At 73.3% G+C, this 12,249-nt stretch carries 10 protein-coding genes; 6 read left to right on the top strand and 4 right to left on the bottom strand.

Going from position 1 to position 12,249, the window contains the following annotated elements; all coding sequences use genetic code 11:
* Positions 1-170: 170 nt before the first annotated feature.
* Positions 171-1,553 (bottom strand): NsdA family TPR-like regulatory protein, encoded by a 1,383-nt coding sequence (locus tag PV342_RS11925; protein ID WP_018559986.1) that lies wholly within the window; start codon positions 1,551-1,553, stop codon positions 171-173.
* A gap of 250 nt (positions 1,554-1,803) precedes the next feature.
* Here PV342_RS11925 and PV342_RS11930 point away from each other — a divergent pair, with 250 nt between their 5' ends.
* Genes PV342_RS11930 through PV342_RS11940 form a run of 3 tightly spaced genes read left to right on the top strand, consistent with a single transcriptional unit; the run spans position 1,804 to position 4,983 of the window.
* Positions 1,804-2,505 (top strand): bifunctional DNA primase/polymerase, encoded by a 702-nt coding sequence (locus PV342_RS11930; protein ID WP_400803967.1) that lies wholly within the window; start codon positions 1,804-1,806, stop codon positions 2,503-2,505.
* Positions 2,506-2,539: 34 nt separating this feature from the next.
* Positions 2,540-3,418 (top strand): ABC transporter ATP-binding protein, encoded by an 879-nt coding sequence (locus PV342_RS11935; protein WP_400803964.1) that lies wholly within the window; start codon positions 2,540-2,542, stop codon positions 3,416-3,418.
* Complete coding sequence (locus tag PV342_RS11940) at positions 3,415-4,983, top strand: transporter (protein ID WP_400803961.1); 1,569 nt, start codon at positions 3,415-3,417, stop codon at positions 4,981-4,983. The genes PV342_RS11935 and PV342_RS11940 overlap by 4 nt, the downstream gene beginning before the upstream one ends.
* A gap of 25 nt (positions 4,984-5,008) precedes the next feature.
* Here the strand turns inward: PV342_RS11940 and PV342_RS11945 are convergent, their stop codons facing one another.
* Positions 5,009-6,319 carry a maleylpyruvate isomerase N-terminal domain-containing protein gene (locus PV342_RS11945; protein WP_500316897.1) on the bottom strand — a complete coding sequence of 437 codons (1,311 nt, stop codon included), beginning with the start codon at positions 6,317-6,319 and terminating at the stop codon, positions 5,009-5,011.
* A complete protein-coding gene (locus tag PV342_RS11950) occupies positions 6,316-6,864 on the bottom strand; it encodes a sigma-70 family RNA polymerase sigma factor (protein WP_018559981.1) in 549 nt (182 codons plus the stop codon). The genes PV342_RS11945 and PV342_RS11950 overlap by 4 nt, the downstream gene beginning before the upstream one ends.
* 219 nt (positions 6,865-7,083) lie before the next feature.
* Here PV342_RS11950 and PV342_RS11955 point away from each other — a divergent pair, with 219 nt between their 5' ends.
* From PV342_RS11955 to PV342_RS11965, 3 genes are all read left to right on the top strand, one after another.
* The gene (locus tag PV342_RS11955) at positions 7,084-7,461 is read left to right on the top strand and encodes an STAS domain-containing protein (protein WP_089222457.1); all 378 of its coding nucleotides are present in this window, start codon (positions 7,084-7,086) and stop codon (positions 7,459-7,461) included.
* 237 nt (positions 7,462-7,698) lie between these two features.
* Entirely contained in the window at positions 7,699-9,141 is a 1,443-nt protein-coding gene (locus PV342_RS11960; RefSeq protein ID WP_500316900.1) for a glycosyltransferase family 2 protein, read from the top strand.
* A gap of 91 nt (positions 9,142-9,232) precedes the next feature.
* Positions 9,233-10,705, top strand: coding sequence for a cellulose binding domain-containing protein (locus PV342_RS11965; RefSeq protein WP_500316901.1), 1,473 nt, complete (start codon positions 9,233-9,235; stop codon positions 10,703-10,705).
* A 28-nt stretch (positions 10,706-10,733) separates the two neighbouring features.
* Here the strand turns inward: PV342_RS11965 and PV342_RS11970 are convergent, their stop codons facing one another.
* Positions 10,734-11,837 carry a tetratricopeptide repeat protein gene (locus tag PV342_RS11970; protein WP_400803949.1) on the bottom strand — a complete coding sequence of 368 codons (1,104 nt, stop codon included), beginning with the start codon at positions 11,835-11,837 and terminating at the stop codon, positions 10,734-10,736.
* Positions 11,838-12,249: the final 412 nt, after the last annotated feature.

Genomic DNA, 12,249 nt, shown 5'->3' on the forward strand with positions numbered 1-12,249 from the left:
CGTCGGCTCACGCTACCGGGTCTGCTCGGGACGTCACCACGCCGCGGTCGGTCCCACGGGGTCCGGGGTGCCCCCTGTCGTGGAACAGGGTGCCCCTGGCGCTGGGTTGATGTCGTTCCCGTAACGATTCGGCGGACGGGGGCGCGCGACGCCCCCGTCCCCCCGTGCCGTCACGCCGCCAGTTCCTCCTCCTCCAGCCGGGCGTCGAGCTCCCGGACCGCGCTCTCCGCCGCGTACGGCTGCAGACGCAGACGGAGGTCGTCGAGATACTCCGCGCCACGGGTCGTGCGCAGCGTTGCGAGCAGTTCGACGGCCTGGGCGCCGGTGTGGCAGGCCTGCTCGATCTCCCGCTGCTGGACCTGGGCCTGGGCGAGCAGCAGCAGGCCGATGGCGCGGCGGCGTGCCTTGTCCGGAGCGTGCCCGGCCAGTGCCTCCTCTGCGCGGCGGACCGCCTGCGGCGCCTGGTTGAGGTCGCGGTGGCAGTGGGCGAGTTCGTCGGCGAGGTAGGCCGGGCCGAAGTGCCGGATCCAGTCGGGGTCGTCGCCCGGTTCGGAGCGCTCCAGCGCCTCCACGGCCTGCCCCGCGGCGGCGCCGCAGGCCCGCGCGTCTCCCATCAGCGCGTGGCCGCGGGCCTCCGCCGCGTGGAACATGGCCTGCGCGGTGGCGGTGACCTGGCCGCGGGCGCCCTCCTGTGCGGCACGGGCGAGTTGGGCGATCTCCCGCGGGGTGCCGAGCTGCGCGGCGAGGTGGCTCATCCCCGCGGCCAGGACGTAGCCCCCGTACGCGCGGTCGCCCGCCGCCTGGGCCAGCCGCAGCGCCTGGATGTAGTAGCGCTGCGCCAGCCCGGGTTGGCCGGTGTCGACGGCCATGTAGCCGGCGAGTTCGGTCAGCCGGGCGACGGCGGAGAAGAGCTGGCGCCCCGTCGCCTCCCGGTAGGAGCCGGCGAGCAGCCCGGAGACCACGCTGTTGAGGTAGTGCACCACCACCGGGCGCACATGACCGCTGCCGAAGCGGTGGTCGAGTTCGTTCAGCGCCCGGGTGGTGGCCCGTACCGCCTCGACGTCGGACATGCCGACGCGCTGCCCTCCGGCGCGCGCGACCTGCGTGTCGGCCCGGGTGATCAGCCAGTCCCGGCTGGGCTCGACCAGGGCCGAGGCCGCCACGCTGGAGCCGGTGAGGAAGTCCCGGCGGCCGACGTCGCTCCGCCACAACTCGCAGACCTGCTCGATCGCGCCGAGCACGGTGGGCGAGAAGTGCAGGCCGACACCGGTGGCCAGGTTCTTGCCGTTGGCCATGCCGATCTCGTCGATGGTGACGGTGCGGCCGAGCTTGCGGCCGATGGCCTCGGCGATGATCGCCGGGGCCCGGCCCCTCGGTTGCTGGCCGCGTAGCCAGCGGGCCACGGAGGTCTTGTCATAACGCAGGTCGAGGCCGTGCTCCGCGCCGCACATGTTGACCCGGCGGGCCAATCCGGCGTTGGAGCAGCCTGCCTCCTGGATCAGTGCCTGCAGCCGTTCGTTCGGCTGGCGGGCGACGAGCGGTCGTGCGGCCATGGGCTCCCCCTCACAGCTGCCGCTTTCGGGACCTCAAGATCCCTTCCCGAAGATCCCTTCCCGGTACGCGCCACTCAAATGCCTCGCAAACGACATAATTTACGGAGGGATGCATGCTTACACACCCAAGGGTGACTACCCGGATGCCGGACCACCCCCACCGCGCGCCCCCGCTTGTGCTCCCGTGCGCCCGGCATGAGCCGCGAGGCCGGGACGTCACAGCCCGTAACCCGCGCAGGGCAGTGCAGTTGTGAAGGTCGTGGAAGACACCGTGGAACACACCATCGCAGCCCCGCGGCGGAACGCCGGCCAACTCCTCGACGCCGCCGTCGGGTACGCGGAGGAGCGGCACTGGGACGTGCTGCCCGGTGCCTGGCTCGTCGAGCACGCCTCCCCCTCCGGCGCTTCCGGCGTCCCCGGCATCCCCGGCGCTTCCGGCCGCGGTGGTCCGCGCTGCTCCTGCGGTGACACCGCCTGCCCGGCGCCCGGGGCGCACCCGTCCGGCCCGGGCTGGGTCGGCGAGGCCAGCGGGAGCGGTCCCGCGGTGCGCCGGATGTGGCAGCGGCAGCCGCACGCCTCGGTCCTCCTCCCCACCGGACGCACCTTCGACGCGATCGACGTCCCGGAGGACGCCGGCTGCCTCGCGCTGGCCCGTATGGAGCGCATGGAACTGCCGCTCGGCCCGGTGCTCGGGACCCCGTCCCGCCGGATGATCTTCTTCGTGCTGCCCGGGGCCGCCGCCAAGGTGCCGGGCCTGCTGCGCCGGCTCGGCTGGGCGCCCTCCTCGCTCGACCTGGTGGTGCGCGGCGACGGCGACTGGGTCCCGGCTCCGCCCACCCGGCTCGGCACGGGCGGTGTCGTGCAGTGGGTGCGCCAGCCCACCGCCCTCAACCGGTGGCTGCCGGACACCGAGGAGCTGATCTCCCCCCTCGCGTATGCCTGCGGACGCTAGCCGGGCCACACCCCCCTCGGCATAGGCTGAGCGGATGCCGAACGCATCCGTCGCGCCCGCCGTGCGCGTCCATGGGCTGTGGAAACGCTTCGGGCAGCAGGTCGCCGTCGCCGGGATCGATCTGACACTGCCCGCCGGACACTTCGTGGGACTCGTAGGGCCCAACGGGGCGGGCAAGACCACCACCCTGTCGATGGTGACCGGACTGCTGCGGCCCGACCACGGCCTCATCGAGGTCGGCGGCGCGGACGTCTGGCGCGACCCGGCCGCCGTGAAGTCCCGCATCGGTGTCCTGCCGGAGGGGCTGCGGCTCTTCGAACGGCTCACCGGCCGCGAGCTGCTGGCGTACACCGGCCGGCTGCGCGGCATCCCGGGCGCGGAGACAGACCGCCGCGCGGCCCAGCTGCTCGACGTCCTCGACCTCGCCGGGGCCGCCAACAAGCTCGTGGTGGACTACTCGACGGGCATGCGCAAGAAGATCGGCCTCGCCGCGGCGCTGCTGCACAATCCCGAAGTGCTCTTCCTGGACGAGCCCTTCGAGGGCGTCGACCCCGTCTCCGCCCAGGTGATCCGCGGGGTGCTGGAGCGCTACACCGGGTCCGGGGCGACCGTCGTCTTCTCGTCGCACGTCATGGAGCTCGTGGAGAGCCTGTGCGACTGGGTGGCGGTGATGGCCACCGGCCGGATCGTGGCCCAGGGCCCGCTCGCCGAGGTGCGCGGGCAGGCGCCGACGCTGCAGGACGCCTTCCTGACCCTGGTGGGCGCCCGCGACCGCGGGCCGGGGCAGGACCTGGACTGGCTCGGTGGGGCGAACGCGCCGGCGGCGCGGGGCGCCGGGACCGGCGCGGCCGGAGCGGGCGGCACTGACGGTGCTGACGGCGGGGACGGGCCCGCCGGGGCGAGCCGGTCGTGACGGGCACCTTCGTACGGCTCAAGCTGTCGGTCCTCCGCAACGGGCTGCGCCAGTCGACCGGCCGCCGGGTCGGCTGGATCGCCGGCACCCTGGTGTCCCTGCTGTACGCGCTGGGGATGTCCGTGGGGCTCGTCGTCCTGCGGGGCAACGAGTACGCGCCCTCGGCGGCCGTCGGCGTCGGTGTGGTGCTCGGGGTCGGCTGGGCCGTCATGCCGCTGTTCGTCTTCGGCGGCGACGACACCCTCGACCCGACCCGGCTGGCGATGCTGCCGCTGCGGCCGTGGCCGCTGGTCCGGGCGCTTCTGGTGTCCTCGCTGGTCGGCGTCGGGCCGCTGCTGACGTTCCTGGTGGTGGCCGGAGCGGCGGTGTCCGTCGCGGCGGACGCCGCGTCGGCGGTGGCCGCGGTGCTCGCGGTGCCGCTCGCCGTGCTGTTGTGCGTGGCCCTGTCGCGCGCGGTGGCCGCGGCCAACACCCGGCTGCTGACCAGCCGCAAGGGGCGCGACCTGGCGGTCCTCAGCGGTGTACTGATCGCGGTGGGCGCCCAGTTGGTGAGTCTGGCCGCCAACGCGCTCACCTCCGGGCACGGTCTTGAGCGGATCAGCGCCTTTACCACCGTGCTGCGCTGGGTGCCGCCGGCCTCGGCGCTGGACGCGGTGCGGTCGGCGGGGGAGGGCTCGTACGGGCTCGCGGTCGCCGAACTCGCCTGGACCGGGGCGGTGCTGGCACTGGTGCTCATGTGGTGGCACACCAGTCTGGACCGGCTCATGACCCGCCCGGACGCCTCCACGCTGCAGGCGGGCCCGTCGAGCGTCCGCGAGACCCGGTTCCGGCTCTTCCCCGAGGGGCGCACCGGCACCGTCATGGAGCGCCAGTTCCGCTACGCCTGGCGCGATCCGCGGACCAAGGCCGCCTGGGCCACCGCCCTGGCCGTGGGGCTGCTGCTACCGCTCGTCTCGGCGGTCCAGGAGGGCAGCGTCTACACCGCCTGCTGGGCGGCGGGTCTGCTCGGGCTGCAGATGTACAACCAGTTCGGCATGGACGGCTCCGCCTTCTGGACGGTCGCCGCGACGATCTCCTCCCGTGCGGACGCGTACGCGGAACTGCGCGGACGGGCCCTGGCGATCGTGGTGGTGGGCGTGCCGTACGTGGCCGTCGTCACGATCGGCGCGGCCCTTCTGCTGGGGCGGGCGGACGCGGTGGCCGAGACGCTCGGGCTCTCCTTCGCGCTGCTGGGGGCACTGGTCGCCACCGGCGCCTGGGCGAGCGTGCGCTTCCCCTACTCCATGCCGCAGGAGAACCGCTTCGGGAGCGCGGCCGCGCCGGGCCAGACGAGCCTGGCCTGGCTCAGTCTCGTCGGGGGCGCGCTGACGGGTGCGGTGATCACGCTTCCCGTCCTCGGCCTGCTGATCTGGCTCCATGTCTCGGGACGGCACGGCGCGCTGTGGCTCCTGCTGCCCTTGGGCTGCCTGTACGGGGCGGCGTTCGCGGTGCTGGGGGTCCGCACGGCGGCGCCCCGCCTGCTGGGCCGCCTGCCGGAGGTGCTGACGGCGGTGAGCAAGGGGTAGGCCGCCCGCTCCCCGCGGCGGACTACTAGAGACGTGACAACGATGCCGTGGCGTGCAGGACGTCCCGGATCGCCGCGCTGTCCCCGTCGCGCCCGGCGGCGATGCGGCCGGGGGAGATGTGGCCGGCGGCCAGCTGGCAGAAGTCGAGCTGGTCGACGGCGATCTCGGCGACCACCGCCTCGGGGGTGCCGATCGCGCCGGGCGAGTCCAGGGAGATGTACCAGTGGCCGCCGCCGGACCCCTCGACGTGGAGGTCGAGGGTGCGGCCGGGGGCCCCGGCCCGTACGAGTCTCGCGGTGGACTCGGCCAGCCCCGCCTGGCGGAGCGCGGCCAGGGCGGTGGGCAGCATCCGGGCCGCGAGGTCGATCATGCGGTTGAGGTGCGGCGCCGCCGGCGGCCCGTACTCGGGGTAGTCCAGGGCCTGCGCGATGTCCTCGGCGTGGATCCAGCACTCGAAGGCGCGGTCGATCAGCGCGTCGCGCATCGGCACGACGGCGTCGGCGAAGTCCACCGGCAGTCCGCCGGTCGCGGAGCCGGCGAAGGACAGCGTCCGCACGATGTCCCGGGTCTGGGTGCGCCACTTGTTGCGGACGAAGGCGTGCGTGTGGCGGCGGCAGCGCTCCCCGGCGAGCTCGGTGCGCTCCAGGCGGGTACGGGGCGCGCCCGGGCCGAGCGGGTCGTCGAGGCCGAGGGCGGTGGCCACGACGCCGTCCACCGAGCCGAGATGGGCGAGGACGCCGCAGAGCGTCAGCTCGCGCGTCCCGCCGGCCCAGACGAGCTTGACGGGCATGTCCCACTCGGGCTCGCCGAGGTCGGTGAGGAGCGCGTCGAGGCGCGCGGTCTCTGCGTCGTACGGAGCGGCCCACTCGGGGACGGGGATGCGCGCCGGGCGGCGCCCCAGGCACCCCTCCAGGACGCGGGCACGCAGCAGCGGGTCGAGGTCGAGGGACTCGTCCTGGTGCAGCAGGCCGACCGCGCGGCGCAGTCGCACCGCCTCCTCGGCGCACGGCGCGCAATCGGTGAGGTGGACATCGACGGCGCCGGCCTCGTCACGGGAGCAGGCCGACAGCGCCCACGCGCCCAGCAGGGAGCGCAGCACGCGGTGGTCGTACTGCGGGGGTTCGGGCCGCACGGGTTCCTTCTCGGATTCGCGCTCCGGCTCGCGCGCCGCCTCCGCCGCTCGCGCCGCGCCGTGCGCGGGCGCGTCCGGCGAGGACGGGGACACGGGCCCGACCTCCGGCAGCGGGCCGTTCTCGGCGGCGCCGCGGGGCATCGGCACCCGGGGCAGGTTGGTCCCGGACGGGGGAGTCTCGCCGTTATCGGCCGGTCCGTTCACAGGGACCTTCCCTGGGGCGAGGAGTCCTGCACGGCGGTGGACAGCAGTTGGAGTCCGAGCCGGAGGCGGCGGCGCGCCTCGTCCTCGGTGACCCCGAGGTCCGCGGCGGCCTCGCGGTAGTCCATGCGGCGGCGGTAGGCGAGGTCGAGGGCCTGGCGCAGGGGTTCGGGCATGGAGGTCACGATGTAGTCGGCGCGGGCGGCCGTCGAGGCCTCGCGGACCCGGGCCTCGACCTGCTCGGGGCTGCCCGCGCCGCGGTTCTCCGACTGGCGCAGCCGGTGGACGGACTGGCGCTGGGTGAGGCCGGCGATCCAGGAGCGCAGCGAACCCTGCTTGGGGTCGTAGGCGTCCGGGTTCTCCCAGATGTAGCCGAAGACCTCACGGGTGATCTGGGCGGCGGTCTCCTCGTCGTCCATGACGCGGTGGGCGAGGCTGTGCACGAGGGAGGCGTAGCGGTCGTACAGCTCTCCGAGCGCGGCCTCCTCGCCGCGCGCGAGCCGCTGCTGCATCTTGCGGTCCCAGCGGGGTGGTGCGGATGCCGCCATCGCGTCTCCCCCTTTGTCGCCGTCGCCCTACTACGGTCGCACTGCCTCGGATCGAATGTATCCGCCGATTGCTGCCACGTACGACGCCTTGAGGCAAGCTTCTGCCATAACTGATCGATTCTGGTAATGCGTTACCCGGGTGTGACCGGAAGATTGCGGGGAAGCGGCCCGCGCGGGGCATAGGGTCTGTACGACCGCTGCCGGGAGAAGGGCCAGACAGTGGCATTGCAGGTGGTGCAGGACGAGCGGGACGGCTGGGTGGTCCTGACCGTTTCGGGAGAAATGGATCTCGTGACCGCGCCGGTGGTACGCCAGCACGTACACGACGCGGTGGCCGACGGGCGGCACAGCGTGGTGCTGGACCTGGCCGGGGTCCACTTCTGCGACTCCAGCGGTGTGGGCGTGCTGATCGCGGCCCGGCGGCTGATGCGGTCCTGTGCCGGCCAGCTGCGGCTGATCCTCCCGCGGAACAGTCCCTCCGACGGTGTCGCGCACGTCAACCGGGTGCTGGCCGCGCTCGGCGTACGCCGGCTCTTCGAGGTGTTCCCCGACCTGGAGGCCGCCACCGACGACGCGGCCCGGCCGATGTCGGCCTAGTTCCTCCGGCGCCGCCCGGGGCGAGTGGGCCCGCCCGACCCCGTGTGAGCACTCTCACATCCGATGTCCGCTTCGCCCATGTGGCGTCCCTGGAGGCCGGATTGCGGGCTTACCGGTGAAATATGCGGAGGATGTGCCTTTCGCCGTTCCTCCGCCCGGGTTACCTTCGTGCGCAGAACACGCGTTCAAAGTTCTGTCCGGCGGGTGGGGGCGTTCGTTCGGAGGTCTCCACTGCCCATGCTCGATCTCGCGGATGCATGGGGCCACTTCTCGTGGTCCCTTGGTCATGTGCACTGGTACGGAGTGGCCGTCGGTTCCCTCCTCGCCGTCAAGCTGCTGCTCTCCATCCGCCGGCGCCGCCGTCCGGAGCTCACGTTCGACAAGCCCGTGACCCGGCTCCGCATCCATGGTGTGATCACGGTCTACAACGAGGCCCCGGCGATGCTGCGCGGCTGCCTGGAGTCGGTCCTCGCGCAGACTCTGCCGCCGCACTCCCTCACCGTGGTCGACGACTGCTCCGAGGACCACTCGGCGCGTGCCCTGGTCGAGGAGATGCGCCCACGGTTCCGGCGGGCCGGGGTCCGCCTCGACTTCCTCCGGTTCCCCGACAACCGCGGCAAGCGCCACGGCCTCGCCGCGGGCTTCGGGCAGGAGCCGCTCGCGGACGTCTACCTGTGCATCGACTCCGACACGCTGCTCGACCGGCACGCCGTCGCGGAGCTCGCCCGGCCCTTCGCCAAACGCCGGGTCCAGTGCGTCACCGGGCTGGTGCTCGCCCACAACCGCGGCACGAACCTCCTGACGCGCCTGATCGACATGCGCTACGTCAACGCCTTCCTCGGCGAGCGGGTGGCCTACTCCCGCCTCGGCTCGGTGCTCTGCGCGTGCGGGTCGCTCGCCATGTACCGCGGCTGGGTCGTCCGCAAGCACCTCGACGACTTCCTCGACCAGCGGTTCCTCGGCCGCCCCGCGACCTTCGGGGACGACCGGCGCCTGACGTACTACTGCCTCACCGAGGGGCTCTCCCTGATCCAGCCGTCGGCCGTCGGTTACACCGACGTCCCCGAGCGCCTCGGCCACTACGTGCGCCAGCAGGTCCGCTGGGGCAAGTCGTTCATCCGCGAGGGCTTCCTGCTGCTCGCCAAGTTCCGGCTGCACCGCATGTACTGGTGGCTGAACCTCGTCGAACTCGTCACCTGGGTCGCCTTCACCGCGGCGCTGCTCGCGGCGCTCGTCGCGGTCCTGATGCACCCGCGGGGCTGGACGCTGCTGGCCGGCTACCTGGCCTACATGTGCGTCATGGCCTGGGTGCGCTCCGTCCACTACCTGCGCGGCGCCGCACAGGTGAGGATCGCCGACCGGGTGCTGACCTTCCTCGCCGCCCCGCTGTACGCGCTGCTCAACATCGGCCTGCTGCTGCCGCTGCGGCTGTGGTCGCTGGCGACGCTGCGGCGCACCAACTGGGGCACCCGCGCCCGGATCGAGGTCGGCGGCGCCCACGACGACATCGCCTTCCAGCCCGGCCAGCAGCCCCACCTCCCGCGGCAGCGCAGGGAGAGCACGGCTGCGGAGCAGCAGGACCGGCGGGACCGGTGGAACCCGTGGGACGCGTCCGCGCACGTCGGAAGCACGCCACCGGCCCTCGGCACCGTCGGCCCCGTGCCCGACACCGCACCGTAGGCGGCGCGACCCTCCCGCTGCGGTCCGACCGCGTCCTGGAGACCGCGGGGCATGCCCTCGGCATCGCCCCTCCACCGTGCTAGGAGCTTTCGTGGGTTCTGCCCGCCCCTCTGTCCGCCCTTCCGTCCGGCCCGACCGCCCCGTCCCCTCCGGGCGCGGCGAACGGCGCCGACCCGTCCGGAGGGCGGCCGGGTACCTGCTGGTGGCGGCCGCCGTCGGCGCGGGCGTCACGGCGCTGTACCCGCAGTGGCGAGAGGCGCACCAGCCGCCCCCCGAACTCACCGTCCGCTACAAGGCGGGGACCTCGGAGTCCGCAGCCACGGCCCGGCCGTGGCTGGAGGTCGTCAACACCTCCGACCACCGGCTGCGCCTGGCCGACGTGGCCGTCCGGTACTACTTCACGCAGGACGGCGGCTCCCCGTACGCGTTCAACTGCGTACAGGCATCGGTCGGCTGCTCGGACGTGGACGGGCGGACCGTCGCCATGGACCGTCCGACGCCGACCGCCGACCACTACCTCGAGATCACCTTCACGAAGGCCGCGGGCACCCTTGAGCCCGGCGCCAAGAGCGGCGCCGTCGGGATCCAGCTGTACCGTCCCGGCGGGAGGGTGGACCAGCGCGACGACCGGTCGTTCAGCCCCGCCCACGACACCTTCCAGGCGTCGGAGCTGGTGACCGGCTACCTGGACGGCAGGCACGTCTGGGGCGAGGAGCCCGGCGGTGACGCCGGCGCGTCTCATCGCGGTCCCGCCGCAGGGGCGGCACGGCCCGCCGCGCCCCCCGGGATCGTCTTCGACGACTTCCGGTACAGCGGACCCCGGGACCCGGCGCTGCGCGCCCACGGGTGGCTGGTCCGCACCAGCGCGGGCGGCCCCGGCATCCACGACACGTGGTCGGCGGGAGGCGTCAGCTTCCCCGCGGACGAGGACGCCCTGGGCGGCCAGGTCCTTCGGCTGCGCGCCGCCACCGACGGGACGCGGCGCGGCACCACGCAGGCCGAGGTGCACACCACCGGCACGAAGTTCCTGACGGGGACGTTCGCCGCCCGGATCCACTTCACGGACGAACCCACGAGCGGCCGCAACGGCGACCACGTCAACGAGACCTTCTACATGATCTCGCCGCACCACCACGCCGAGTACAGCGAACTCGACAACGAGTACCAGCCGAACGGCGGCTGGGGCGCCCCCGGCCCGAGGCTCGACACGACGACCTGGCGCAGCGCCAGGGAGGGGGACCGGGTGACCCGGGCCACGACGTCCAGCCTCCGGGGGTGGCACACACTCGTCACCACCGCCGCGCACGGCGTGGTGACCTACAGCCTCGACGGGCACGAGCTGTTCCGGACCGGGGGCAAGTACTACCCGACCCAGAACATGTCCGTGAACTTCAACGCGTGGTTCGTGGACCTGCCGTTCGCGGGGAAGCGCACCTGGGACATGAAGGTCGACTGGTTCTACCACGACGCCCGGAAGGCCCAGTCCCTGGCGGAGGTGGAGAAGGCGGTCGACGGCCTCGCCGCGGACGGCACGGGCTACGTGAACACGGTTCGCGAGCCCTGAGCCGGTACGGCGACGAGGCCGGCCCGCGTCAGGAGTCGGCCGGGGCCGGGCCCAGCGTGGTGGTGCCGATCGCCGCTCGGTGGCCCAGGCCGGTCCGGTAGGCGTCCAGCGCGGCCTCGACCCGGCCGGAACGGCGCAGCAGGTCGCCCAGCAGCCGGCAGATGTCGGCCAGGTCCCCGGCGGCTCCCGCGCGTTCCAGCAGCGCCAGGGCGGAGACGTAGTGCTCCTCAGCGGCCTCCGGGTCGCCGCGCTCCTCCGCCAGCAGCCCGAGCAGCCGGTGCGCGCCGCCGGCGTGGACGGCGCCTCGCCAGGGGCCCAGCTCGTCCAGCAGCCGGGTCAGCAGCTCCTCGGCCTCGGCGGGCTTGCCGCGTCGCCGCAGCACGTCCGCCAGTTCCACCTCGACCTGCACCGTGAACAGCACGGACCGGCCGGCGGACAGCATGTCGCGGGCGGTGCGCAGCTCGCGTTCGGCCTGTTCCAGGTCGCCGTCCTGGGAGTGCACGTAGCCGCGCATCCAGTGGCAGTGGGCCAGGTCCGTGTGCAACTCCAGCCGCTGGAAGAGCTCCTGTGCCTTCGCCAGCGAGGCCTCGGCCTCGACGGTGCGTCCCGCGACGATCAGGGTGCGGGCGATGCTGCGATGCATCTGTGCCACCAGGGCCGGATCTCCCGCCCCGGGAGCGAGGTTGAGCGCCTGCTCGGCGGCGTGCGCGGCCCGGGCGTAGGCGCCCAGGTCGGTGTACGGCCCGATGGAGGCGATGTACAGCATCAGCAGGGCGTCGGGGTCGGGCGGTCCGCCGTCCGGGGCGGTCCGCCTCTCCAGCCGGGTGATGCCCTCCTCCAGCAGGTGGGAGGCGTAGCGCACCTCGCCCGCCAGCAGGTGGGAGACGGCCCGGCCACGCAGTGCCGCGGCGCGCCGGGCGTCGGGGGCCGAGGGGTCGGCGGCCAGCAGCCGCTCGGCGGTCTCGAAGTGGACGCGCGCCTGGTTGAGTTCGCCCGCGTCCAGCGCCGCGTCGCCCAGCCGGAGCAGATCGAGGGGATCCTGCGGGCCGTCCTGCGGGCCGCTTTCCGGACCTGTGCCGGGACCTTCCTCCAGGCCGTCCCGCGCCCGGTCCTGGCCGTCCTGTGTGCCCACCGTGACCCTTCCCCTTTGGAACTCTTGCGGAGGAGGTTACGCGGCTTTGCGCCGGACGTGCCTCACGCTTTCGTAAAGCGCTCCCTGAGCTGGTACTTGAGGACCTTGCGCAGGGTCTCATTCCCTCCAGGAATCCGGGAGCCGCCGCCGAGGTCCTCGACCCCGCCGGGGCTGGTCGACTGCCTGCAGGTGTTCGGCGGCACGGGTTTCACCTGCGAGGCGGAGGTGCATCTCCACATCAAGCGGTCGTGGATCCTGCGGAGCCGGAGCCGGGGCCGTTCCGTGGCGGAGTGTGAGGAGAGCCTCGCGGAGAGCCTTCTCGCTGAGACTCTTCGCGGCATTTAGGCAGTTATGACCTCTTCGTCACGGATAAGGGGTCACCGAGTGCCGATATCGGGTTGTGTCCGAGGTG

It is taken from the genome of Streptomyces sp. PA03-3a, assembly GCF_033792735.1.
GTDB lineage: Bacteria > Actinomycetota > Actinomycetes > Streptomycetales > Streptomycetaceae > Actinacidiphila.